The organism is Cupriavidus sp. L7L (genome assembly GCF_004353535.1).
Classification (GTDB): domain Bacteria; phylum Pseudomonadota; class Gammaproteobacteria; order Burkholderiales; family Burkholderiaceae; genus Cupriavidus; species Cupriavidus oxalaticus_A.
The window spans coordinates 223,735-246,907 of sequence record NZ_SMNY01000001.1 but is presented as its reverse complement, the minus strand read 5'-3'; the positions used below and the strand labels follow the sequence as shown (position 1 = coordinate 246,907).

20 protein-coding genes are annotated in these 23,173 nt (G+C 68.3%); 13 read left to right on the top strand and 7 right to left on the bottom strand.

All coding sequences use genetic code 11. The features are described from left to right. The first annotated feature begins 42 nt into the window (after positions 1-42). The 9 genes from E1J61_RS01190 to E1J61_RS01150 all read left to right on the top strand — a co-directional run bounded on the left by E1J61_RS01190 (position 43) and on the right by E1J61_RS01150 (position 11,610). Positions 43-1,791 (top strand): arylsulfatase, encoded by a 1,749-nt coding sequence (locus tag E1J61_RS01190; RefSeq protein ID WP_243736716.1) that lies wholly within the window; start codon positions 43-45, stop codon positions 1,789-1,791. Positions 1,792-1,849: 58 nt separating this feature from the next. Continuing rightward, on the top strand, positions 1,850-4,489 hold the full coding sequence (locus tag E1J61_RS01185) for a fused MFS/spermidine synthase (RefSeq protein ID WP_133092356.1): 2,640 nt from the start codon (positions 1,850-1,852) through the stop codon (positions 4,487-4,489). Next, on the top strand, positions 4,486-5,463 hold the full coding sequence (locus E1J61_RS01180; RefSeq protein WP_133092355.1) for a MoxR family ATPase: 978 nt from the start codon (positions 4,486-4,488) through the stop codon (positions 5,461-5,463). Before E1J61_RS01185 ends, E1J61_RS01180 begins: the two co-directional genes overlap by 4 nt. Positions 5,464-5,479: 16 nt before the next feature. Beyond that, positions 5,480-6,508, top strand: a complete 1,029-nt coding sequence (locus E1J61_RS01175; protein WP_133092354.1) for a DUF58 domain-containing protein — start codon at positions 5,480-5,482, stop codon at positions 6,506-6,508. Continuing rightward, positions 6,505-7,050, top strand: a complete 546-nt coding sequence (locus tag E1J61_RS01170; protein WP_133092353.1) for a DUF4381 domain-containing protein — start codon at positions 6,505-6,507, stop codon at positions 7,048-7,050. Before E1J61_RS01175 ends, E1J61_RS01170 begins: the two co-directional genes overlap by 4 nt. After that, positions 7,037-8,059 (top strand): VWA domain-containing protein, encoded by a 1,023-nt coding sequence (locus E1J61_RS01165; RefSeq protein ID WP_133092352.1) that lies wholly within the window; start codon positions 7,037-7,039, stop codon positions 8,057-8,059. The genes E1J61_RS01170 and E1J61_RS01165 overlap by 14 nt, the downstream gene beginning before the upstream one ends. Next, positions 8,059-9,696: a VWA domain-containing protein gene (locus E1J61_RS01160; protein ID WP_133092351.1), complete on the top strand. Its 1,638-nt coding sequence runs from the start codon at positions 8,059-8,061 to the stop codon at positions 9,694-9,696. Before E1J61_RS01165 ends, E1J61_RS01160 begins: the two co-directional genes overlap by 1 nt. Continuing rightward, positions 9,693-11,045 (top strand): BatD family protein, encoded by a 1,353-nt coding sequence (locus E1J61_RS01155; RefSeq protein ID WP_133092350.1) that lies wholly within the window; start codon positions 9,693-9,695, stop codon positions 11,043-11,045. Before E1J61_RS01160 ends, E1J61_RS01155 begins: the two co-directional genes overlap by 4 nt. 121 nt (positions 11,046-11,166) lie before the next feature. After that, complete coding sequence (locus tag E1J61_RS01150; protein ID WP_133092349.1) at positions 11,167-11,610, top strand: thioesterase family protein; 444 nt, start codon at positions 11,167-11,169, stop codon at positions 11,608-11,610. Between the two features lie 45 nt (positions 11,611-11,655). On the opposite strand, the gene E1J61_RS01145 is transcribed toward E1J61_RS01150, so the two are convergent. Together E1J61_RS01145 and E1J61_RS01140 are read right to left on the bottom strand one after the other, a co-directional pair. After that, entirely contained in the window at positions 11,656-12,555 is a 900-nt protein-coding gene (locus E1J61_RS01145; protein ID WP_133092348.1) for a recombination-associated protein RdgC, read from the bottom strand. A gap of 106 nt (positions 12,556-12,661) precedes the next feature. Continuing rightward, entirely contained in the window at positions 12,662-13,240 is a 579-nt protein-coding gene (locus E1J61_RS01140) for a YSC84-related protein (RefSeq protein WP_133092347.1), read from the bottom strand. A 188-nt stretch (positions 13,241-13,428) separates the two neighbouring features. Between E1J61_RS01140 and E1J61_RS01135 the strand changes: the two genes are divergently transcribed. Continuing rightward, on the top strand, positions 13,429-13,851 hold the full coding sequence (locus E1J61_RS01135; RefSeq protein ID WP_133092346.1) for a hypothetical protein: 423 nt from the start codon (positions 13,429-13,431) through the stop codon (positions 13,849-13,851). A 19-nt stretch (positions 13,852-13,870) separates the two neighbouring features. Here E1J61_RS01135 and E1J61_RS01130 read toward each other — a convergent pair whose 3' ends face one another. Beyond that, positions 13,871-14,704 carry an aldo/keto reductase gene (locus tag E1J61_RS01130; protein ID WP_133092345.1) on the bottom strand — a complete coding sequence of 278 codons (834 nt, stop codon included), beginning with the start codon at positions 14,702-14,704 and terminating at the stop codon, positions 13,871-13,873. Between the two features lie 170 nt (positions 14,705-14,874). Next, positions 14,875-15,267, bottom strand: a complete 393-nt coding sequence (locus E1J61_RS01125) for a 4-oxalocrotonate tautomerase family protein (RefSeq protein ID WP_133092344.1) — start codon at positions 15,265-15,267, stop codon at positions 14,875-14,877. Positions 15,268-15,429: 162 nt separating this feature from the next. Here E1J61_RS01125 and E1J61_RS01120 point away from each other — a divergent pair, with 162 nt between their 5' ends. Both E1J61_RS01120 and E1J61_RS01115 read left to right on the top strand, forming a co-directional pair. Beyond that, the gene (locus E1J61_RS01120) at positions 15,430-16,311 is read left to right on the top strand and encodes a LysR family transcriptional regulator (RefSeq protein ID WP_133092343.1); all 882 of its coding nucleotides are present in this window, start codon (positions 15,430-15,432) and stop codon (positions 16,309-16,311) included. Between the two features lie 181 nt (positions 16,312-16,492). After that, the gene (locus E1J61_RS01115) at positions 16,493-18,598 is read left to right on the top strand and encodes a TonB-dependent siderophore receptor (protein WP_133092342.1); all 2,106 of its coding nucleotides are present in this window, start codon (positions 16,493-16,495) and stop codon (positions 18,596-18,598) included. Positions 18,599-18,729: 131 nt separating this feature from the next. On the opposite strand, the gene E1J61_RS01110 is transcribed toward E1J61_RS01115, so the two are convergent. After that, positions 18,730-19,215, bottom strand: a complete 486-nt coding sequence (locus E1J61_RS01110; RefSeq protein WP_133092341.1) for a DUF2147 domain-containing protein — start codon at positions 19,213-19,215, stop codon at positions 18,730-18,732. A gap of 1,644 nt (positions 19,216-20,859) precedes the next feature. Here E1J61_RS01110 and E1J61_RS01100 point away from each other — a divergent pair. Then, positions 20,860-21,441 carry a histone H1-like DNA-binding protein gene (locus tag E1J61_RS01100; protein WP_133092340.1) on the top strand — a complete coding sequence of 194 codons (582 nt, stop codon included), beginning with the start codon at positions 20,860-20,862 and terminating at the stop codon, positions 21,439-21,441. Between the two features lie 241 nt (positions 21,442-21,682). Here E1J61_RS01100 and E1J61_RS01095 read toward each other — a convergent pair whose 3' ends face one another. Together E1J61_RS01095 and E1J61_RS01090 are read right to left on the bottom strand one after the other, a co-directional pair. Next, positions 21,683-22,150, bottom strand: coding sequence for a hypothetical protein (locus E1J61_RS01095; RefSeq protein WP_133092339.1), 468 nt, complete (start codon positions 22,148-22,150; stop codon positions 21,683-21,685). Positions 22,151-22,185: 35 nt separating this feature from the next. Beyond that, positions 22,186-23,133 carry a carbohydrate kinase family protein gene (locus E1J61_RS01090; protein WP_133092338.1) on the bottom strand — a complete coding sequence of 316 codons (948 nt, stop codon included), beginning with the start codon at positions 23,131-23,133 and terminating at the stop codon, positions 22,186-22,188. Between the last annotated feature and the right edge of the window lie 40 nt (positions 23,134-23,173).

The window sequence follows — 23,173 nt, the reverse complement described above, 5'->3', positions numbered from 1 at the left end:
GCAGTGAACCGACCGTAACGGGTCAATGAACGGAGGCGGAACATGCACCGAGTTGAAGAAGGCATAGGGAAAGGGCGGGGCTCCAGGCTGGTGATACTGGCCATGGCCGCCGCCGTGTTCGCGATTGCGGGCTGCGGCAAGAAGGAGACGCCGCCCAAGGAACAGCAGCCGGCGGCGCAGGCGCCCACGGCGGCGCCAGTAGCGGCCGAGCCAGCGCCGGCCAAGGAGAATCCGCCGGTGGCGGCCAACGCGCCGGTTGCCGCGGCTTCGGCGCCCGCGCTGGCGGCCACCGCGCCGTCCGGCAAGAAGCCGAACATCCTCGTCATCTTCGGCGATGACGTCGGGCAGACCAACATCAGCGCCTACAGCCACGGTGTGGTGGGCTATCGCACGCCCAATATCGACCGGATCGCGAACGAAGGCATGATGCTCACCGACTACTACGGCGAGAACAGTTGCACGGCGGGCCGCTCCACCTTCATCACCGGCGAGGTCGGGCTGCGCACGGGCCTGCTGAAGGTGGGTATTCCGGGCGCGCCGGTCGGCCTGCAAGCGCAGAACGTGACAATTGCCCAGGCGCTCAAACCGCTTGGCTATGCGACCGGGCAGTTCGGCAAGAACCACCTGGGCGACCGCAACGAGTACCTGCCGACCGCGCACGGCTTCGACGAGTTCTTCGGCAACCTGTACCACCTCAATGCGGAAGAGGAGCCTGAGCGTCCGTACTACCCGAAGAACGACGCGGCCTGGGTCAAGGCGAATGGGCCGCGCGGCGTCCTCCACTCCTACGCCGACGGCAAGGTGGAAGATACCGGTCCGCTGAACCGCAAGCGCATGGAGACCATCGACGACGAAACCACGGCGGCGGCGATCGGCTTCATGGAGAAGCAGGTGAAGGCGGACAAGCCGTTCTTCGTGTGGATGAACACCACGCGCATGCACGCGTTCACGCACGTGCGCGAGTCGATGCGCGGACAGAGCGGCATGCCTGGCAATGAGTACGCGGACGGCATGCTCGAACACGACGGCGACATCGGCAAGCTGCTCAAGTCGCTCGACGACCTGAAGGTTGCCGACAACACCATCGTTGTCTACACGACCGACAACGGACCCAACCAGTGGTCCTGGCCGGACGCGGCAACCACGCCGTTCCGCAGCGAGAAGGACACCAACTGGGAAGGGGCATTCCGCGTGCCGGCACTGGTACGCTGGCCGGGCAAGATCAAGCCTGGCACGGTGTCCACGACCATGATGTCCGGTCTCGACTGGTTCCCGACGCTGCTTGCGGCCGCCGGCGATGCCGACATCAAGGACCGGCTGCTCAAGGGCGCCAGCATTGGCGGAAAGTCCTTCAAGGTCCACCTGGATGGCTATAACTTCCTGCCGTACCTGACCGGCCAGACCAATGCCGGGCCCCGCCAGGACTTCTTCTACTTCAACGATGACGGCGTACTGGTGGCAATGCGCCACAACGACTGGAAGTTCGTGTTCTGCGAGCAGCGTCACCCGGGCGGCTTCGAAGTCTGGGCCAACCCCTTTACCTGCCTGCGCGTGCCAAAGGTGTTCAACCTGCGCATGGATCCGTATGAACGGGCGGATATCGTCTCCGATCAGTACTATGACTGGACGGCGAAGAATGCCTATATGGTCAGCTATGCATCGTCACGGGTGGCGCCGTTCCTCCAGACGTTCAAGGACTACCCGCCCAGCCAGCGCCCGGCGAGCTTCACCATCGACCAGATGACCGAGGCGGTGATGAAGTCCCTCGACAAGGGGGCAGCCGGGAAGTAATTCCAGTGGCAATGGTTGGCCGGGTCATCCCGGCCAACCTCTTCACCAGGATCGCACCATGAGAGAAGCGCATGCCGGCGCCAACGCCGGCAAGCAGCAAGCGCGGCACAGTTCTGACAAGCCGCGGCGCGCGGAAGGCGCCGCCTTGCAGGCAGGGCAGGGTCAACTGGCGCATCACGGCGCCATGCTGACACCTGCCCTGCTGCTTTTCGTGTCCGGTGCGGCCGGACTGATCTACCAGATTCTCTGGATAAAGCAGCTCGCGCTCGTGGTCGGCGTGGATGTGCACGCCGTCACCACCGCCGTGGGCGCATTCTTTGCCGGGCTCGCACTCGGCGGCTGGTTGTTCGGGCGTGTCGCGGACCGCCATGCGCGGCCGCTGCGGCTGTATGCGTGGCTCGAAATCGCCGTGCTGGTGCTGGCCATTGGCGCCACGCTGGCGCTGGCGCGCTCCGCCGCGCCGTTCGCATGGCTGGAGAGCCGCGCCGGGCTGCTGGCCTGGGCGTTGCCGTTCGTGCTGGTGATCGTGCCGGCGGCAGCCATGGGCGGCACGCTGCCGGTGCTGATGCGTGTGCTGGCGTCGCGCCCCGGCTACATCGGCACACATGGCGGACGCCTGTATGCCGCCAACACCACGGGCGCCATTGCCGGCACGCTGCTGGCGGGCTTCGTGCTGATCCCGTGGCTCGGCATCACCGGCAGCGCGCTGGCCGCGGCCACGCTCAACGGTCTCGCCGCGGTCGCCGCGCTGGTCCTGGCTTCGCGCACCGTGCCTGCGCAGGAACCGGCCGCCACCGCTGCCGCGCCAGCATCCGCGGAGCGCGTGCGCGATGCGGACGACGGGCGGCTGGCGCTGGTGCTTTATGCCGCCGCGGGCGGCATCGCGCTCGGCTATGAAGTGGTGTGGTCGCAGGCCATCGTGCAGTTCATCAGCACGCGCACCTTTGCCTTCACGGTGGTGCTTGCGACGTATCTTGCTGGCCTTGCCATCGGCAGCGCGCTGGCCGCGCGGCGGTCCGATCGGGCGCGCGACCCGTGGGGCGCATTCGCGATGCTGATCGCCGCCGCAGGGCTGGTGGCGCTGCTCGAAATCGTGGTGCTTGGCGAATGGCTGCTGCAGGCGCAGGCTGGGGTGTCGGCCTGGGTGCAATCGGCCACGTCGAGCGGCCTGGCGGCCGCCTGCGCGAGTTTCGCGGTGGCGGCGCTGTGCGTGGTGTTCGTGCCCACGCTGCTGCTGGGCGCGGCGTTCCCGTTCGTGCTGCGAGTGGGCGTGGACAACCACCGGCTCGGCGCCGGCGTGGGCGCGGTGGTCGCGCTCAACACGCTGGGCGGCATCGTCGGCACGGCGGTGGCGGGGTTTGTCCTGGTGCCGCGCATCGGCCTGGTCCATACGCTGTCGCTGCTGGCCGTGGGCGCCGGCATGGTCGGCATCGTCGCGGTCGCGCTCGGCTCGGGTGTGCGCAAGCTGGCGCGCTGGTCGGTGCCGATGGTGGCGGTGCTTGCGGTGATTGCCGCGGCGCTCGCGCCCGCGGACCGGCTCGCCACGCTGCTGGCGCGCGCACGTGGCGGCGAGATCGTGTTTTACGAGGAAGGCGGTGGCGCCACCGTGGCGGTGGTGAAGCAGTCGTCGCCGAGCCACACATTCAACCGCCTCTATATCCAGGGCGTGTCCAATTCCGGCGACACCATGACGTCGCTGCGCTACATGCGATTGCAGGCGCTGCTGCCGCTGATGGTGCATGGCGGCACGCCGCGCTCGGCGCTGGTGATCGGCCTCGGCACCGGCATCACGGCCGGCGCCACGCTGCCGTATCCGGGGCTGGAACAGCGCGTGGTGGCCGAACTGCTGCCGCCGGTGCTGCGCGCCGTGCCGCAGTTCCAGGGCAACTTCGGCGTGGCCGGGGACAAGCGCGTGGAGATCCGCCTGCGTGACGGCCGGCGCGAACTGTTGCAGAGCGAGCAACGCTACGACCTTATCACGCTGGAACCGCCGCCGCCTTCGGCCGCGGGCGTGGTCAACCTGTACTCGACCGATTTCTATCGCCTCGCCGCGGCACGGCTGCAACCGGGCGGACTGGTCGCGCAATGGCTGCCGTTGCCCACGCAGAACGATGAAGACACGCGCTCGCTGGTGCGTAGCTTCCTCGACGTGTTCCCGCACGCGACGCTGTGGACCACGGAGCTGCACGAGATGATGCTGGTCGGTTCGCCGTCGCCGATCACACTCGATGCGGTGCGCATCCGCCAGCGTTTTGCGGAGCCCGAAGTCGCGTCGGCGCTGCGCGCGGTGGGCGTGGCGTCGCCGGCAGCGCTGCTGGCGACCTGGGTGACGGACCGCGCGGGCCTGGAGCGCTATGCCGGCGATGCGCCCGCCGTGACCGACGACCGCCCGCGCATCGAATACGCTACCTGGGTGCGGCGCGCCGAGTTCCCGCAGGTCCTGCAGCGCCTGCTGACGCTGCAGACCGAGCCGACGGTGACGGGTGCCGATGCCGGGCTGATCGCCGACATCGGGCGCGAACGCGAAACGCTGCACACTTTCTACACTGCCGGCCTCGACGCCTATTACGGCGACCGCGACGCGTGGGCGCTGCATATGCAACAAGTCATGCGTGCCGATCCCGACAACCCTTACTACGCCTGGTTCGGAGGTGGCCGCCGAACGCCCGGCCCGGCGCCATCGAGGAAAGCCCCATGAGCACCCGTGACGACGTGCTGGCACTGCAGCAGCGGATGGGCGAAGCCATCGTCGGCCAGCAGCACATGATCGAGCGCATGCTGCTGGGCCTGCTCGCCGATGGCCACCTGCTGGTGGAAGGGCTGCCGGGCCTGGCCAAGACGCGCGCGATCAAGGTGCTGGCGCGGAACCTGGAGGCGAAGCTGTCGCGTATCCAGTTCACGCCCGACCTGCTGCCGGCCGATATCACGGGCTCCGAGGTGTACTACACCGAGGGCGGCAAGGGCGAGTTCCGTTTCCAGCCCGGGCCGATCTTCGCCAACCTGGTGCTCGCCGACGAGGTCAACCGCTCGCCGGCAAAGGTGCAGGCGGCGCTGCTCGAAGCCATGGAAGAGCGCCAGGTCACCGTCGGCGGCGTCACCCACAAGCTTGATCCGCTGTTCCTGGTCATGGCTACGCAGAACCCGATCGAGCAGGAAGGCACCTACCCGCTGCCCGAAGCGCAGATGGACCGCTTCCTGATGCACGTGAACGTGACCTATCCCGAGGCCGACGCCGAGGCGCAGATCGTGGCGCTGGCGCGCGCCGAGGAGTCCGGGGCCGCCCCGGGCGCGCAGTCGGCCGCCGCGCAGAAGCTGGGGCCTGAAGTCATCTTCGCCGCGCGGGCCGAGATCCACGGCATCCACGTGAGCGAAGCGGTCGCGCGCTACATGGTGGCGCTCGTGCATGCCACGCGCCAACCCAAGGCCGTCGACGACGAGCTGGACCGCTGGATCCAGGTCGGCGCGAGCCCGCGCGGCTCGATCGGGCTGGACAAGGTGGCGCGCGCCCATGCCTGGCTGCGCGGTCACGACTTCGTCTCGCCCGAGGATGTGCAGGCCGTGGTGCACGAGGTCTTCCGCCACCGCCTGATCCTGTCGTACGAGGCGCACGCGGCCGGTGTCAGCGCCGATGCCGTGATCGACCGCCTGGTGCGGCAGGTGGCCGTGGCCTGACGCGGCGGGCGGCGCCATGCGTTCCCACCTTGCCTCGCTCGGCCGCTCGCCGGTGCCCGCCGGGGAGGGGCCTGCTTCGCGCGCGCAGCCTGGTGTCTGCGTCGATGCCGCGGCGCTGGCGGCGCTCGAAGTTGCCGCGCGCGATTTCCATTTCCTGCCGCGGCAGCCCGTGCACAGCGTGCTGGCCGGCCGGCATGCCTCCAGGGTGCGCGGGCGCGGCCTGACCTTCGAGGAGGTTCGCGGCTACCTGCCCGGCGACGATATCCGCAGCATGGACTGGCGCGTCACGGCGCGCACCGGCAAGCCGCACGTACGCGTGTACAGCGAGGAAAAGGACCGGCCGGTGCTGCTGCTGGTGGACCAGCGCATCAACATGTTCTTCGGCAGCCGCCGCGCGATGAAGTCCGTGGTCGCGGCCGAGGCCGCAGCGCTGGCCGCGTGGCGCGTGCTGTCCGAGGGCGACCGTGTCGGCGGCCTCGTGTTCGGCGACGGTGAATGCACCGAGCTCGCGCCGCGCCGCAGCCGCCAGGCGGTGGAGCACATGCTCGGCGAGATCGCGCGCCATAACCAGGCGCTGCGCGCCGATGCCCCCGCGCGGCGCGGCGCCGGCCAGCTCAATGCCGCGCTCGAGCGCGCGGCGCGGCTCGCGCGGCATGACCACCTCGTCATCGTCATCAGCGACTTCGATGGCCATGACGCGGCCACGCGCGACCTGATGCTGTCGATGAGCGCCCGCAACGACCTGCTGACGATGCTGGTCTATGACCCGTTCCTGCTCGAACTGCCGGACTCCGGCCACCTTGTCGTCAGCGACGGCGAGCTGCAGGTCGAGCTGGGATTCGGCCACGCGTCGACACGCAAGGGCATTGCCGAATTCGTCGATGCGCAGAGCCGCGACCTGCTGGGCTGGCACCGCGCCATCGGCGTGCCGCTGCTGCCGCTGTCGGCCGCGGAGGAAACGCCGCTGCAACTGCGCCGCCTGCTCGGGCAGGCGCTGCCGCAAGGCCAGGGAACGCTGCGCGCCCGGCAGGGAGGGCGGCCATGAGCGACCTGGTGCACAGCACGGCCGCGCCCGACAGCGCCACGATTGCCGGCGATCTCCTGCATATGGCCGAGGTGGTCGTGCCGCCGCCGCCGTCATGGCGGCCGCAGACCATCGGCTGGCCGGTGGCCGGCGCGATCGTGCTGGCGCTGCTGGCCTTCGCGGCCTGGCGCTGGTGGCGCCACTACCGCGCCAACCGCTACCGCCGCGAAGCACTGGCCGAGCTGGCACGGTTGCGCGCGGGCATGTCCGCGTCGCCGCAGGCTCGCGCGCACGCGCTGGTTGCCATGGCGGAGCTGCTCAAGCGCACCGCGCTGGCGGCGTGGCCGCGCACAGAGGTGGCGAGCTTGGCCGGCGCCGAGTGGGCGCGGTTCCTGCAAGCCTGTGCGGGCAAGGCCGGCGCGGCGGCACCGGTGCTCGCGACGCTGGTCAATGACGCGCAGTACCGCGATGCGGCCGAGCTGGCGCAATGGTCCGACAGCCAGGTGAAGGCAACCGCCGCGGCCTGCCAGCAATGGATCGCCGGCCACCATGTACCAGTTTGAATACCCGTGGCTCTTCGTGCTGCTGCCGCTGCCCTTGCTGCTGTGGTGGCTGTTGCCGCCGTATCGCGAGGAAAGCCCGTCGGTGCGGCTGCCGTTCTTCGGCGAGGTGGCCAGCGCCGTGGGGCTGAAGCCGGCGCCGGGCGCGGTCGTGCCGCGCAGCAACTGGCTGCAGCGCATCCTGGCGCCGCTCGCATGGGCGCTGCTGGTGACCGCGCTGGCGCGCCCGCAGTTCCTGGAGGCGCCGATCGAGAAGGTGCAGCCGGCGCGCGACCTGCTGCTCGCGCTGGACCTGTCGCAGTCAATGGATACGCAGGACTTCCGCGATCCGGCCGGCGCGCTGATTCCGCGCGTGCAGGCGGTGCGCGACGTAGTCAGCAGTTTCGTGGCGGGCCGGCCCGGCGACCGCGTCGGCCTGATCGTCTTCGGCGACGCGCCGTACCCGCTGGCGCCGTTCACGCTGGACCACGCGCTGGTGCAGGCCATGATCCATGACCTGCTGCCGGGCATGGCCGGGCCCAGCACGGCGTTCGGCGATGCCATCGGCCTTGGCATCAAGATGTTCGACCAGAGCCAGGCGCCCGAGAAGGTGCTGATCGTGCTGACCGACGGCAACGACACCGCCAGCAAGATGCCGCCCGAACGCGCCGCGGAGATCGCCAGGCAGCGGCACGTGATCGTGCATACGATCGGCATCGGCGATCCTTCCGCCGAGGGCGAGCAGCGCGTCGATCTGGGCGTGCTGCAGCGCATCGCCGCGCAGACGGGTGGACGCTATTTCTTCGGTGCCGACCAAAAGGGACTCGAAAGCATCTACGCAACGCTCGACCGCATTACGCCGCACAACCACAAGACGCTGTCGTGGCGGCCGCGGCGCGAGCTGTTCATGTGGCCGCTCGGCGCGGCGGTTGGCATGGTGCTGGCGTACCAGCTCATCATGGCGGCGTGGTCGGCATGGCTTGCGCGTCCGCGCCGGCGTGGCGCGCCGCAGCCGGCGGCGCAGGAGTCGTGATGCAGGCGCTCGCGGATTTCCATTTCCTGCGCCCGTGGTGGCTGCTGGCGCTGGTCCCGGCGGTGCTGCTGGTGTGGGCCGTGCGCCGCCGCGGCGATGTGCGGCGGCGCTGGCGCGATGCGATTGCTCCGCACCTGCTGGACGCGTTGATGGTCGGCGAGCGGCGCCGGCTGGCCATCCGTCCCGTGCACCTGACTGCGCTGCTGCTTGCGCTCGGCGCCATTGCGCTGGCCGGTCCCGCGTGGGAGCGCGAGCGCCCGCCGTTTCTCGACGACAAGGCGCCGCTGGCGATCGCCATCGACCTGTCGCCGACCATGGATGCCATCGACGTGACGCCCACGCGGCTCGAGCGCGCGAAGCTCAAGGTCAAGGCGCTGCTGGCGCGCCGCGACGGCGGACGCACGGCTATCTGGGCCTACGCCGGCTCCACGCACCTGGTGCTGCCGCTGACCGACGACGCCATGCTGCTGCAGACTTTCGTCGATGCGCTGCAGACCCGTATCATGCCGGCGCCCGGCAGGGACACCGCACTTGCGCTGCGCACCATCGACGCGGCGCTCGCGCAAGAGGAGGTGCCTGGCACCATCCTGTTCCTGACCGACGGCGTGGAAACCGCCGCCGTGCGCGCGTTCAAGACCCGGGCAGGCAGCGGGCGCAGCCAGCCGGTGGTGCTGGCGATCGGCACCGAACGCGGCGGCCCGCTGCGCAGCGGCACCGACGGCTTTGTCGAGAAGGACGGCGTGCGCGTGTTCGCGCGCATGGACACGGCCGCGCTCAAGCGCTTTGGCGACGACACCGGCGTGCCGGTCGCCACGTTCACGCCCGACAGCGACGACGACGTCGCCTGGGTGCAGCGCCATGTGCAGTCGCACCTCGCGCAGAAGCAGTCGGCGGACAACACGCGCTGGAAGGATGAGGGCTGGTGGCTGACGGTTCCCATCGCACTGCTCGGCGTGCTGTGGTTCCGCAAGGGCTGGACCGTGCGCTGGATCACCGGCGTGCTGCTTGCCGTGGCGCTGGCGGCGCCGCAGCAGGTGCTGCGCGCGCAGGCGCCGGCGCCCGGTGCCGAAGCGCCACGCGCGTCGCGCTTTGTCGACCTGTGGCTCACGCATGACCAGCAGGGCCGCCGGGCCTTCGAGCGCGGCGATTTTGCCGCCGCCGCCGCGCTGTTCGACGACCCCATGTGGCGCGGCGTGGCGCAGTACCGCGCCGGGCAGTACGCGCAGGCGGTGCAGAGCTTCGCGCTGATCGATTCGCCCGAGAGCGACTTCAACCAGGGCGATGCGCTGGCACGGATGGGCAAGTACAAGGACGCGGCGGCGCGCTACCGGGAGGCCCTGAAGCGCCGCCCCCAATGGCCCGCGGCAACGGCCAACCTGGCGCTCATGGAGAAGCTGGCCGCGAAGGCGGAAAAGCCGAAGGAAGGCGAGGAGCCGCCCGACATCAAGCCCGACGAAGTGAAGTACGACAGCGAGTCCAGGCCGCCCGAAGGCGAGGGCAAGAAGCTGGAGATGGGCGCGGTCGAAAGCGCGGAGACCTGGATGCGCGCGATCCAGACCACGCCGACCGAACTGCTGCAACGCAAGTTCGCGCTGCAGCAGGGCCAGGCGCAGCCGGGCGCCGGAGCCAAACCATGACGCGCGCGGGTCGGGGCTTCGGCATCTGGCTCGCCGGCCTTGCGCTATGGCTGGCGAGCGCGCTCGCGCTGGCGGCCGATCCCATCGTGCGCGTCGACGTGGCGGCGCGGCAGCCCGTGCTGCCGGGCCAGCAGATCCGCGTCGACGTGACGATACTGGCGCCCAACTTTTTCCTGTCGGCGCCCGTCTTCCCGACACTGCAGGTGCCCGGCGCGATCATCACCATGCCGGACGACCGCGGCCAGAACATGGTCGAGACCATCGGCGGCGTGAGCTATGCCGGCATCCGGAAGACCTACCTGTTTGCCGCGGAGCAGGGCGGAGATTTCAGGTTGCCGCAGGTCTCCATCGCCTTCACTTATTCCGGCGACGACGGCAAGCCGCGCCAGGGCAGCGTGACGCTGCCGGCCACCACGATCCGTGCCGCGGGCGCAGCCGGCGCGCCGGCCGTTGCCACGCTGCCGGTGGCGCGCCTGAACGTCACGCAGCGCTTCGACCGCCCGGTCAGCGGCCCGCAGGCCCAATTCCATGCCGGCGACGCGCTGGTGCGCACTATCACCACGTTCGCGCCGCAGACGCAGGCCATGATGATCCGGCCGCCCAAGGTGGAAGCGCCGGCCGGCGTGCGCGTGTTCGCGGGCGATCCGCAACTCAGCGATGCCGCGCACGACAGCGCGGGCAACACGGGCGGCAGCCGCACGGACCGCATCACCTATGTGTTCGAGCACGCCGGGACCTATACGCTGCCGGCGATCAAGGTGGAGTGGTTCGACCCGGTCACGCGCAAGCCTGGCGAATCGGAGGCGCCCGAGGTGAAGGTAGACGTGGCCGGCGCGCCGCACCTTGCAGGATTGTCCCCGACCGGCCCCCGCGCCGCGCCGTTGCCCGGGGAGGGCGGGACCGCGTGGCGCCTGTGGCTGTGGGCGGCCGGCGGCGCCCCGGTTTTGCTGCTGGGATGGCTGCTGCTGCATTGGGCACGGCCGCGCGTGGCACGCCTGCGCCGGGCGCTCGCGGCACGGCGCAGCGCCAGGGCGGCCGGCAGCGAGGCGCAGCTCGCGGCGCTGCTGCAGGCCTGCCGCGCGAACGACGCGCCGGCAGCCTATCGCGCCCTTGGCGTGTGGTCGCGCAGCGCGTGGGGCAAGGCACCATCGGAGTGGGCGGCAGGCACCGACGCGGCGCTGGCTTCCGCCGTCGATGGACTCGAACGGCGCCTGTTCGGTGCCGGCACCGGCACGGGGCAATGGAACGGCAGCGAACTGGCGGGCCTGTTGCCGAAGTACGGCCCCGCACACCGGCCTGTCCGGGCGCATCGGGCCACGCCGGCAGCCCTGCCGCCGCTCAATCCCTGAGCCCCGCTGGCGAACCGGCCGGATCGACTATGATGGGCGCCTCGCCGCCAGCCTGCCCGGAATCGGATGGTCCTTATGCGTGCCTGGCGGCGGCTTCTTGTCCACTTTGCCCGATGCCGCCATGGCCCGCCTTCAACTCGATCTTCCCGACGACCAGTTCTGCTATTCGACCCACCTGACCGTGCGCGTCACCGACATCAACTCGGCCAACCACCTGGCCAACGATTCGATGATCTCGATGATCTCCGAGGCGCGCGCCCGCTTCCTCTATGAGTTCGGCAGCGAGGGAGACAAGGTGGAGGGTCTCGGCATCATCGTCACGGACCTGGCCACCATGTACCGCAACGAAGCGCACGCGCGCGACCAGCTGCTGTTCGAAGTCGGCGTGATGGACTTCAACAAGTACGGCGGCGACATCATCTTCCGCATCACGCGCCCGGCTGACGGCACGCTGATCGCCATGGCCAAGTCCGGCTTCGTGTTCTTCGACTACGTCGGCAAGACCGTGATGCCGATGCCGGCCGGGTTTGCCGACCGCTTCCCCAAGGTGAACTGGGTAGCGTAGCCGGCGTATCGGTGCGCCGGCGCGCGGCAGCGCGCGCCGCCAGCATCAGCTCTTGCGCTCGCCGCCCAGCGCTTCGGTCAGGTCGCCCAGCAGGCCCGACAGCTCGCCGGCCATCATGGCAAAGTCGGCGTCGAAGCGCTCGTCTTCGTCATGCGTGGTGCCGTCGGCCTGTTCCTTGATCACGTCCAGCGGCGCCACCTTCTTCACCACCAGCCCGTCGGTCAGCACGAACGAGACCCGGTCGTTCCAGGTCATCGCCAGGCGCGTGCAGCGCTTGCCGGCGGCAATGTGCCGGCGCAGGTCTTCAGGATCGAGGGGGTGGCGCACGTAGCGCACCGTGGCCTTGCTTTCGCTGCCGGACTGCAGCTCGATTTCCTGGTCGACGGTGAAGCCGCCCGGCGCGGCGTCGCCGGCCAGCCATTCGGTCATCGCCGCCACCGGCGACTGGTTGACATGCAGGTTGACCAGGGGCAGCGGATCCAGCGCCTTGAATAGCATGCCGCGCACTTCATCGGCCTTGGCCGCGGCAGCGGCGTCGATCGCCAGCCAGCCGTTGTCCGGGTCGATCCACACGCGGGTGTCGCGGCGGATGCTGAAGGCGCGCGGCAGCAGTTCCTCGGTGACCTGCTCCTTCAGTTCCTTCAGCTGCTTGCGGCCCGGCTTGTAGCCTTGCTGCTCCTCGATCTCCGCGGCGCGTGCGCGTGTGACCTGGTTGACCACGGTGGTCGGCAGCAGCTTCTTCTCGGTGCGCAGCGTCAGCAGCATCTGGCGGCCGACGGCGTGGACCAGCTGGCCGTTGTCACGGGGCGAGGCCCAGCCCTGCGTCTGCATTTCGAGGCTGGTGCCGGGGTAGAAGGCGTGCTTCGCCAGGCTGGCTTCGACCTCGTCGGCGCCGGGCGTCCACGGGGCGGAGAAACGATGGACCTGCAGGTTCTTGAACCACATGAGAATTCGGCCAAAGGGACGAATTCTATCCCCTCGCGGCGGATGGCCGCGAAAAACCGCCGCCGCACTGCCGTCGGACCGTGCGGCGCAAGCCGGCGCCAGGCGCTTACAGGTCGAGCCGGGTGACCTTGCTGCCTTCGAGGCTCAGGCCTGCCATCAGCCCGGCATTGGTCATCACGAAACCGACGATCGGCTGCTGCGCGGTATTGGTGTCGAGCACGCCGCTGGCGCCGACCGTCGCCAGCGCGACGGTAGCGTCGACACCAGCGGTCCAGCCTGAACTGCGCACGAATTTGTCGTACGCGTCCTGCGTCAGGAACATCAGGATCACCGACTTGGACTGCGCGCCGATCTGCCAGCCGACCGAGCCGGAGACCAGGCGGTAATAGCCGCGCGTCGCGCCGCCCGAGCGCAGCGCGCCGTCCCCATATTCGCCGCCGACGATAAAGCCCGCCGACAACGTCTTGGGGAACACCAGGATGCCGCGCGCGCGGTTGCCGAGTTCACGCGAGCCGTTGACCGAGCCATACAGGCGCGACAACGTGGCATCGACGCCCGAGTCCAGCTCGCGGCGCCGTGCCGCCTTGTCGGTCGGCGCGTCGGGCTTTGTGGTGGTGCAGGCACCCAGTGCCAGGCTGCCCAGGGCAAGGCCCGCGCTGGCGGTCAGGAAGTTTCGACGTTTCATCTTGTCTCCTTGGGTGTTGTTGTCGTCTCTGAAGCATAGGCGGCAAAAGCACTCGGACAAAAGATCACGTGGTGACGAGTCGTTTCCATTTGTGACGAAGGTAGCCTCGCCCGGGCATTCATGGCAGTTTGTCGGCTCCAGAAATGACTACGCATCCATGCGGCACCGCCGCATCGCATCATCAAGGCATGAAGAAATTACTTACCGCCCTGCCACTGGCCTTGCTCGCCGCGTGCGCTTCCCAGCCCTCGACCGGACCCGCCAGTGAAACTACCAACACTGCCGCCAGCGCCGCCACCGCCGACAGCAGCGGCTGGCAGGCGCTGCGCGCCAAATACATGGACTGCGTCAAGGAGAAGGCCGACGACAACCTGTCGTCCAAGGGCCAGTCGAAAGACGTGGCGAATGCGGCGCTAGCCGCATGCCAGTCCGACCTGAACGCCATGCACGACTCTTTCCGCAGTTACCTGGACGGTCAGATGTCGTCGGCGCACGGCAAGAACAGCGCCCGCCAGGCGGCGGCGCGCGTCACTGCCGATACCCGCGACAAAGCGCGCAACTACCTGGTGCGCTATGTCGAGAACCAACGCTACGCGTCGCGCGTGAACTGACGCCGCGCCGCGGGCGCGCTCACAGCATCTCCAGCGCCCCCGGCCCGTCCGGAGGCGGGAAGATGCGGTCGAGTTCGGCCAGCTGGGCCGCCGACAACGGGTGCGACAGCGCGCCGATATTCTCCTGCAGGCGCTCGCGCCGGCCGGTCTTGGGGATGGCGATGACGCCGTCCTGCGCCAGCAGCCAGGCCAGCGCCGCCTGCGCCGCGGTCATGCCGTGGTCGCGCGCGAAGCGCTTCAGCCCCGGGTTGCCCAGCAGCCGCGATTGCTCGATCGGCGAGTAGGCCATCACCGGGATGCCGCGCTGGCGCAGCCACGGCAACAGGTCCCATTCGATACCGCGCCGGCCGAGGTTGTACAGCAGCTGGTTGGTGGCCATGCCGTCGCCGCCGGGCGCGTCCCATAGCTCCTGCAGGTCCGCCAGGTCCAGGTTGCTGACGCCCCAGTGGCGGATCTTGCCGTCGCGCTGCAGCGCCTGCATGGCGGCGACGGTCTCTTCCAGCGGCACGCCGCCGCGCCAGTGCAGCAGGTACAGGTCGATGCGATCGGTCTGCAGCCGCCGCAGGCTGCGCTCACACGCCTGCACGGTGCCGCGGCGGCTGGCGTTGAACGGATAGACCTTGCTGACCAGGAAGGCCTCGTCGCGCCGCCCGGCCACGGCCTCGCCGATCATTTCCTCGGACTGGCCCTCGCCGTACATCTCGGCGGTATCGATCAGCCGCAGGCCCAGGTCCAGGCCCAGCCTTAGCGTGGCGATCTCTTCGGCGCGCGCGGCGGGCGTCTCGCCCATGTTCCATGTTCCCATGCCGAGCGCGGGGATACGCTCGCCGTCGGGCAGGGTGATCTGTTTCATGCGTCGGATTCCAGGATGGCCGGGTTGGGTGCCGGCGGCACCCAACTCACACTAGTTAACAACGCACTAAATGTACAAGCGGCGGGGCGCCCGATTGCTTCAGACCAGTCCGGTCACAAAATACATCCCGATTACAGCGCGATAACGCCGCCCTGCAGGCGACGCGCGCTTCATCCGTGCTGGTGCCGATACTCCTGCGTGCGGCCGCCGTAGCCATACGCCGCCGCGCGGGCATCGATCACATGCACATAAGAGACGGGATGCAGGTTGCCGAGCAGGCCCGCCATGGTCTCGAACACAGCCTGGATGAACTGCGCCTTCTCGGCTTTGGTATTGGTCTCATCGGTGACGCTGATATCGAGATGGAAGGCGTTGCGCCCCTGCTCGGACAGCGGCACGCCGCCGATGATCCAGCTGTCGTGCGGCACGTAGTGGACGGTGATGGCAATCACGTCGCGCTTCTTGCCGAGCACGCTTGCGGTCAGGTCGGCGATGGCGGCGGCGCTGCGGCGGGTGAGGGCGGCATCGGGCTGGCCGGACAGGTGCAGGACGATGTGGGGCATGGCTGGCTCCTGGTTTCGTGGGTGGGTGATGCCATGTTAGGAGCCGGTGTAGTATCGGAAAAGCGGGAATATCCGATGCCATCCATCGGATTGGCCGAAGTAACTGCGGCCGCCTTTGCCTCCCTCTGCCACCCTCTGCCAGCCTATGCCGGAGCGCCCATCATGCGTGGATTCGACACAGACCAGTTGCGCACCTTCGTCACCGTTGCAGACTGCGGCAGCCTGTCCGCCGCCGCGCCCCGGCTGTTCCTGTCGCAATCGTCGGTCAGCGAGCAGCTGCGCAAGCTGGAAGAGCGCGCCGGCGTGCCGCTGCTGTCGCGCGGGCGGCACGGCGCGGTGCCGACGCCGGCCGGCGCGCGGCTGCTGGAGCACGCGCGGCGCATCCTCGCGCTGAACGAACTGGCGCTGCAGGAACTGCGCGGACACGCGCTGGAAGGCGACCTGCGGCTTGCCGTCACCGACTACTTCCGCCCGGGCGAAATCGCCGGCATGCTGCGGCGCCTGCGTGAACGCTATCCCTACCTGCGGCTGCACGTGACGGTGATGAAGAGTGCGGCAATCGATGCCGCCGCCGGGATGGATGCCTTCGATATCGGCCTGAGCATGCGCCTGCCGCGCGGCCGCGACACACAGGGCAAGAGCACGCGGGGCACGGTGCTGCGGCGCGAACCGCTGGCCTGGGTGGCGGCCTCCGGCGAGGCCGGCGCCTTGCCCGCCACGCTGCCGCTGGTGCTGCTGCCCGACACCTGCTCGCTGCACCAGTTCGTGGTGCAGCTGCTGTTGCGCAAGCGCTTGCCCTTCGAGATCGCGCACTCGGCCTCGGGCGTAGCGGGCCTGCATCTCGCGCTCGCGGCCGGGTTGGGGCTGTCCTGCCTGAATGCGGCGGCGATCGGGCCGGGGGTCGCGCCGCTGGACGGCGGCACGGTCGCGCGGCTCGGGTTGCCACGCCTGCCCGAAGCGGAGTTCTTCCTGCTACCTGCCCGCCGCAACGAATCGCCGTTCATTGCCGAGGTACGCAACGTGCTGGCCGAGCAGTTGGCCTGAGTCGGCTCATCTGAGTCGGCTCATAAGTCAAACACCAGCGTACTGCTCCCGGTCAACGCCGATCTGAAAACAACGCTGCGCGACATTGAATGGGAATAATTCGCAATCTCGTTGACCCCTTCATTCTCATAATTGATAATGCATCGCTTTCTTAAAAAGAATTACAGTCAATTACAGGGAAATGAGAATAAAACTTCACCCGATCTGCGCCGCGGTGGCAGGGACCCTTGTTTTTCAACCGATGGCAGCCTGGTCGCAGGCGACACCGACGGCAGCGGCGCAGCTGCCCGAGGTCACCGTCAAGGCCGACGTCAGCCGTGAGCTGGGCGCCGGCTACAACCCGCCCAACGCGGTCAGCGCGACCAAGACCGAAGCGCCGCTGCGCGACGTTCCGCAGACCGTCAACGTGGTCACTGCCGAGGTGATGCGCGACCAGCACGCCACGTCGATGCAGGACGCGCTGAAGAACGTGCCCGGCGTGTCGTTCTCGCATGGCGATGGCCAGCGCGACCAGGTCTCGATCCGCGGCTTCACCGCGATCGCCGACCAGTTCGTCGATGGCATTCGTGACGATGCGCTGTACTTCCGCGACCTGTCCAACGTGGACCGCGTCGAAGTGGTCAAGGGCCCGGCGGCGGTGCTCTACGGGCGCGGTTCGGCCGGTGGCCTGATCAACCGCGTCACCAAGAAGCCTGGCATCGACGTCACCGATTTCGCGCTGAGCTATGGCATGTGGGCCGACCGCCGCGCCGAGGCCGACGTCGGCCGCGTGTTCGCCGACGGCGCCGCCGCGTTCCGCATCACCGGCGCCGTGCAGAAGGCCAACAGCTATCGCTCGCAGCAGTTCCTGGACCGCAAGGCGATCGCGCCGTCGCTGGAGCTTCGCGTGGCGCCGGAGACCACCGTGCTGTTCCAGGCCGACTACCTGGAAGACCGCCGCGTCACCGACTTCGGCATCCCGGCCTACCAGGGCCGCCCGGTCGACGTGCCGGCCTCGCGCTACTACGGCGCGGCCAATGCGCGCGATGCCGACTACTCGCAGTCGCGCGTGTTCTCCGGCACCGCCACGATCAACCACCGCTTCAACCAGAACTGGTCGATCCGCAATGCCACGCGCTACTACCACTACTCGCTGGACCGCAACAACACGCTGACCGCTGCGGTCAACGAAGCGGCGCGCACGCTGACCATGAACCACGGCAATGTCCGCCGCGAGGAACATGGCTGGTTCAACCAGACCGACCTGACCCAGAAGGCGACCTTCCTGGGCATGGAGCACGAGATCCTGTACGGCATGGAGATCGGGCAGCAGAACAAGGACCAGGTCAACAACACCAAGCCGGTGCCGGGCACGTTCGACCTGTTCAACCCCGTGCTGCCGACCCTGCCGCGCCTGGCGCCGGGCAACCCGACGACCTCGAACCTCGGCGTGTTCGACACGCTGGCGTTCTACACCCAGGACATGATCAAGTTCAGCGAGCAGTGGAAGGCGCTGGTCGGGGTGCGCTACGACAACTTCCAGCAGGAGACCAGGAACCGGATCGCCGGCCAGCGCGACCTGTCGCGCACCGACACCGCCTGGAGCCCGCGCGCCGGCCTGGTGTGGCAGCCGTCGAAGGCGCAGTCGTACTACGTGTCGTGGAGCAAGTCGTTCCAGCCGTCGGGTGAGGCCTTTGCGCTGGCGGCCAACAACGCCGACCTGGCGCCCGAGACCACCAACAACACCGAAGTCGGCGCCAAGTATGACTGGCTGAACGGCAAGGCCAGCACCACGATCTCGGTGTTCCGCCTGGAGCGCAGCAACATCAAGGTGGCCAACGCCACCAACACGGCACTGCTGCCGATCGGCGAGCAGCGCACCGACGGCATCGAGATCTCCGGCGCGGCCGAGCTGGGCGGCGGCTGGCGCATGCTGGCGGGCTACGCGTACCTGGATGCCACCATCACCAAGTCCACCGCCGCGCTGCAGGGCAAGCGCGCCACCATCACGCCGCGCCACTCGGGCAACGCGTGGGTGACCAAGGACCTGGGCCACGGCTTCGGCGTGGGCGCCGGCCTCAACCTGGTGGGCGCGCGCTATGCCGATCCGCTCAACACCGTGACGCTGCCCGGCTACGTCACCGCCGACGCCATGGCCTGGTACCGGCGCGGCGCCTTCGAGGCGCAGCTGAACGTGTACAACCTGTTCGACAAGGGCTACATCGTGTCGGCGCACGGCACCAGCCCTAACCTGAACATGCCGGGCGCCCCGCGCAGCGTGATGGCGACGCTGCGGTACCGGATGTAAAGCGCAGCATCGAGGACAAAAAAACCGGGCGGTGAGAATCGCCCGGTTTTTTTTCGCCAGCCGCGTCGCCGCGCCATCGCATGCTGCCGGCGGTTGCGGAGAAACCCTGAGTCACATGAGCCGTCGCACGCTCAGTGATCGCGCTCCCAGGTCTGGGTGCGGCCGATCAGGCTGATGCCGATGAAGCCGCGCACGTTGAGCTTGCTGCCATCCTCGGCGAGCGACATCTTGCTCTTGTAGACCTTGCCGTTCTCCGGGTCGAGGATCTCGCCGCCGCTCCACTCGTTGTCGCCGGTCTTGCGCAGGCCGGTCAGGATGGTCATGCCGATCAGCGGCTGGTCCTTGCGCGCGTCGGTGCACTTGTCGCAGACCCTGGGCTTGCCGTCGCCTTCGACGAAGGTCTTCACCAGGCGTCCGCTGTAGACGCCGTTCTTCTCGCTGATCTCCACCAGGCCGCGCGGCTTGCCGGTGCTGTCGTCGATGGTCTTCCACATGCCGCTCGGCGAGGCCTGCGCCATCGCGGCGGCGCTGCCGAGCAGGGCGGCGGCGAGCACCGCGGCACGCAGTGCCGGACGCACCAGCGGACGGACAGCGGCGAGGTGGGATGGGTTGCGCATGATGTCTCCTTTGAGGTTCGTTGCCACCGGCAGGGTGCCGGTGCGATGCGCCGCGCGGCGATTGCCGCCTGCGTCGAAGCAGCGGAGCCTGGGCGGCGGGCGCGCACGCCAATCTACTGTCGCAGCCGCGGCACTGCAATCGCCCGGCATGCTGCGCCGGTCCCCGCGGCGGCCTGCGCGCACGTCTTGCATGCTCCCCGCAAAGCCGCATGCAGCCGTTGTTTGCGGGTTATTGTGTTGCAGCAAATCGGGCCGCCGAGCGCGCTGCCGAAGCATTCCTCTAAGCGGACGTGCGGCGCATCGCCGGGCTCTCGCGGCGAGATCGGCAAGCCTGTGGCAAGCGCTGCGAAGCGTGCCGGCACGCGCGGCATCGCGCGATGCGCGCAGCGATCTGTGGTGCGTGATCGGAGTCATCCGAATGGATGAGAGCGGCGATCGCGATGCTGTCGGCGCAGCTGTGTCCCGACAACCGATCGAAGTGTTGCCGCGATGCTTCGCACGCGTCGCCGCTTTGCTCAATCGCAACGCTTTGATGTCCTCGCGCTGTTGCTTCGATGCAAACCGTTGCGTTCGCGCATCACTCTTCGTGGGCTTGTTCGGCGTGCTTTCGCGAGGTGAGTGGCGCGAGTCGTCGCAGTCAGCCGGACGCCCTTCGCGCGTGCGCGCTGACGACTGTGTAACGCATGCAGGCGACGAAGCGCGCCACCCGTTTCCGGCGCGAGCGCTTACGTGCTCGCGCACTGCCGCGCAGGTCGCGCGCGTATCGGTGCATCGCCCGCAAAGCCTTTGTCCATGCGGCTTTTCGGAAAGCGCGATGACGTGCGCAGCAGGGCGCGCGCAATCCTGCGATGCGCGTTGCGCGGGTTGTAATCGGGTGCCGTGCGGGTGTGTAAAAGCTGCGCGTGCGCGGGTCGGGATGGAGGGCCGCGACGCGTGTGCGAACGAGCGAAGCGCGTGTTCGCATCAGCGTGCGCGCGATGCATTGCGATGCCATCGGCAACGTCTTCGTGACGACGCGCGAGAGAACTAGTTTGAGTAATGCATGCAGGCAAGTTTTTTTGCACTTTTTTCTTAACATCATCGTGCAAACGAATTATGATTCGCCTTGACAAGAGTCTCACTTCATTGCAGAGAAGCAGGAAGCAAGATTGGAACGACGAGCGCGATGCGCGCTTCGATGCAGTGATGAAGGTTGTAGCTGAGGAGCACGAGAACTTTGACGCAGACCTGGCCGAGCCGGCTTCTTAAAACGCGTGCAGTCTCCCTTGGTCCATTGACGGGTTGGACCAGCTACCACCGAATGAATGCCGCTTGCCGTGCGCGAGGCCATGCCCGCACCGCAGGCCTGCTGTCCGATATCTCCTCTTTTCAGGCCGCGCGCCGACCCGACTGGCGGGGCGGGCCGATCGAATATTCCAGGGCGCGGCAAGTGCCCCGGTCCCGCTTGCGGGTCCGCGACTGCCGCGAAGTCACCGCCATGGGCGGTGCGCCTGCAACCGAATTCATTAGCGTGCAGCCGCAGTCGGGCCGCGCGCCGATGAATCGCTCGCTCGACTGGGGCCGCGCTGTGGTATCGCGCCTCGGGTTGGTCGGGTCGCCTGACTTAGGTCATTCGATATTCACTCTCTAGTGAAGGAGTTATCCATGGCAACTGCTGCAAAGAAAAAGCCGGCGGCTAAGAAGGCCGCCAAGCCGGCCGCCAAGAAGGCCGCTCCGGCCAAGAAGGCCGCAACCAAGAAGGTAGCCGCCAAGAAGGCAGCACCGGCCGCCAAGAAGGCACCGGCCAAGAAGGCCGCCGTGAAGAAGGTCGCCGCCAAGAAGGCTGCGCCGGCCAAGAAGGCTGCGGCCAAGAAGGCCCCCGCCAAGAAGGCCGCGGTGAAGAAGGTCGCCGCCAAGAAGGTTGCAACCAAGAAGGTCGCCGCCAAGAAGGCAGCACCGGCCAAGAAGGCCGCAGTAAAGAAGGTCGCCGCCAAGAAGGCCGCACCGGCCAAGAAGGCTGCAACCAAGAAGGTCGCCGCCAAGAAGGCCGCACCGGCCAAGAAGGCTGCTGCCAAGAAGCCGGCTGCCAAGAAGGCTCCTGCCAAGAAGGCTGCTGCGAAGAAGCCGGCTGCCAAGAAGGCTGCCGCGAAGCCTGCCGCTGCCCCTGCCGTTGCTCCCGCTTCGGCTGCCAAGACCGCGCTGAACCCGGCCGCTGCCTGGCCGTTCCCGACGGGCAACCGTCCGTAAGCTGCGCCGCCACGGCGTGGGACTTACGCGTTCCGTACGGAACCACATCGGCACGCAGTGCGTGCCAGCATGACCGGATACTGCGTATCCGGTCAGCAAGACGCCAGTCTTGCTGACCCGCCGATGGCCGCTGGCCCGGCGGGTTTTTTCATTGGTGCGCGAGCAAAGAAAAAGCGCCGCGGCCCTTGCGGGCGCGGCGCCTGGATGCGCTGCATGCTGGCGCCCGCCCGGGCGCAGCGGTTCAGTGCGTGACGCGGGTGACGCCGCCCGAGGACAGCAGCCGCACGCGCTCGCCCGGGCGGAAAACCTCGTCGGCCTCCTGCGTGATCGCGCGCATCTCGCCGTTGTCCAGGCGCACGGTGATCTCCAGGCCGCGCCGCTCGTTGACCTTGTTCTCGGCAGCGCTGCCGGCGATGCCGCCCAGGATCGCGCCGAGGATGCCCGCCGCCACCGCGCCGTTGCCGCTGCCGATGGTGCTGCCAGCGGCGATGCCGCCGATGGCACTGCCGGCGAGCGTGCCCGCGCCGGTCTGGCTGCGCTGGATGGCAACTTCGCGTATGCCTTCGACCACGCCATAGCGTACGGTCTGCTCGCGCTGCGCCTGCCCGGTGCTGTAGACGCTGTTGGAGTTCGACTCCGTCGCACAGCCGGCGACCAGGGCCGCGATGGCAATGACGGCAAGCGCGCCGCCACGGAGCTGGTGGTTCATGTCAAATCCCGAAGAGGCCACGCACTGGCCGCAGGTCAGGCGTAGCGGTACCCGAATGCAGACTGGAACCGGTTGCCGATTTCCTCGCGCGACAACCAGTGGTTCTGCGGACCCTGCTGCGCGATCTTGACCGACCCCATCAGCGATGCCAGGCGGCCGGTCGTTTCCCAGTCTAAACCGTTTTCAATGCCGTAGAGCAGGCCGCCGCGGAAGGCGTCGCCACAGCCGGTCGGGTCGACGATGCGCTCGGCCCGCACGGCCGGGATCGCGTACTGCTGGCCATCGGCATAGATGCTGGCGCCGCGCTCGCCGTGCGTGACGATGAAGGCACGGACCTTGGCGGCAACCTCGGCGCTGGTCCATGCGGTACGGGACAGCAGCACCTGCGCCTCGTAGTCATTGACTGTCACGTAACTGGCGAGTTCAACGAACTCCCGCAGGTCTTCGCCGTTGAACAGCGGCATCGCCTGGCCCAGGTCGAAGATGAACGGAACACCCGCCTCGGCGAACTGGCGCGCGTGGTGCAGCATGCCTTCGCGGCTGTCCGGGGCCACGATGCCGAGCGCGGGCGCCTTGCCGCTGCCGAGCGCGTCCCTGACGTTGTTCAGCTGCGACTGGCTCATTGCGCCAGGGTGGAAGGCGGTGATCTGGTTGTTGTCCAGGTCGGTGGTGATCATGGCCTGCGCCGTGAAGCTCTCGGGCAGCACGCGGATGTGGCTGGTGGGAATCTCCAGCTTGCGCAGGTATTCCAGGTAGGGCTCGGCATCGGTGCCGACGGTGGCCATCACCACCGGATCGCCGCCCAGCATCTTCAGCGTGTAGGCGATGTTGCCGGCGCAGCCGCCGAACTCGCGGCGCATGCCTGGCACCAGGAACGAGACGTTCAGCATATGGATCTGGTCCGGCAGGATGTGTTCGCGGAAGCGTCCGTCGAACGTCATGATGGTGTCGTAGGCGACGGAGCCGCAGATCAGGCTGGCCATGCTCTCTCCAGGTGGTAGGTTGTTGGTGGATAGGTCAGAT

Excerpts from the sequence above, each read along its gene's own strand:
- E1J61_RS01170 (WP_133092353.1), top strand. The coding sequence starts at position 6,505 with ATGAGCGACCTGGTGCACAGCACGGCCGCGCCCGACAGCGCCACGATT.
- E1J61_RS01130 (WP_133092345.1), bottom strand. The coding sequence starts at position 14,704 with ATGAAACAGATCACCCTGCCCGACGGCGAGCGTATCCCCGCGCTCGGC.
- E1J61_RS01160 (WP_133092351.1), top strand. The coding sequence starts at position 8,059 with ATGCAGGCGCTCGCGGATTTCCATTTCCTGCGCCCGTGGTGGCTGCTG.
- E1J61_RS01175 (WP_133092354.1), top strand. The coding sequence starts at position 5,480 with ATGCGTTCCCACCTTGCCTCGCTCGGCCGCTCGCCGGTGCCCGCCGGG.
- E1J61_RS01190 (WP_243736716.1), top strand. The coding sequence starts at position 43 with ATGCACCGAGTTGAAGAAGGCATAGGGAAAGGGCGGGGCTCCAGGCTG.
- E1J61_RS01145 (WP_133092348.1), bottom strand. The coding sequence starts at position 12,555 with ATGTGGTTCAAGAACCTGCAGGTCCATCGTTTCTCCGCCCCGTGGACG.
- E1J61_RS01150 (WP_133092349.1), top strand. The coding sequence starts at position 11,167 with ATGGCCCGCCTTCAACTCGATCTTCCCGACGACCAGTTCTGCTATTCG.
- E1J61_RS01115 (WP_133092342.1), top strand. The coding sequence starts at position 16,493 with ATGAGAATAAAACTTCACCCGATCTGCGCCGCGGTGGCAGGGACCCTT.
- E1J61_RS01120 (WP_133092343.1), top strand. The coding sequence starts at position 15,430 with ATGCGTGGATTCGACACAGACCAGTTGCGCACCTTCGTCACCGTTGCA.
- E1J61_RS01140 (WP_133092347.1), bottom strand. The coding sequence starts at position 13,240 with ATGAAACGTCGAAACTTCCTGACCGCCAGCGCGGGCCTTGCCCTGGGC.
- E1J61_RS01180 (WP_133092355.1), top strand. The coding sequence starts at position 4,486 with ATGAGCACCCGTGACGACGTGCTGGCACTGCAGCAGCGGATGGGCGAA.
- E1J61_RS01110 (WP_133092341.1), bottom strand. The coding sequence starts at position 19,215 with ATGCGCAACCCATCCCACCTCGCCGCTGTCCGTCCGCTGGTGCGTCCG.
- E1J61_RS01125 (WP_133092344.1), bottom strand. The coding sequence starts at position 15,267 with ATGCCCCACATCGTCCTGCACCTGTCCGGCCAGCCCGATGCCGCCCTC.
- E1J61_RS01090 (WP_133092338.1), bottom strand. The coding sequence starts at position 23,133 with ATGGCCAGCCTGATCTGCGGCTCCGTCGCCTACGACACCATCATGACG.
- E1J61_RS01155 (WP_133092350.1), top strand. The coding sequence starts at position 9,693 with ATGACGCGCGCGGGTCGGGGCTTCGGCATCTGGCTCGCCGGCCTTGCG.
- E1J61_RS01095 (WP_133092339.1), bottom strand. The coding sequence starts at position 22,150 with ATGAACCACCAGCTCCGTGGCGGCGCGCTTGCCGTCATTGCCATCGCG.
- E1J61_RS01135 (WP_133092346.1), top strand. The coding sequence starts at position 13,429 with ATGAAGAAATTACTTACCGCCCTGCCACTGGCCTTGCTCGCCGCGTGC.
- E1J61_RS01165 (WP_133092352.1), top strand. The coding sequence starts at position 7,037 with ATGTACCAGTTTGAATACCCGTGGCTCTTCGTGCTGCTGCCGCTGCCC.
- E1J61_RS01100 (WP_133092340.1), top strand. The coding sequence starts at position 20,860 with ATGGCAACTGCTGCAAAGAAAAAGCCGGCGGCTAAGAAGGCCGCCAAG.
- E1J61_RS01185 (WP_133092356.1), top strand. The coding sequence starts at position 1,850 with ATGAGAGAAGCGCATGCCGGCGCCAACGCCGGCAAGCAGCAAGCGCGG.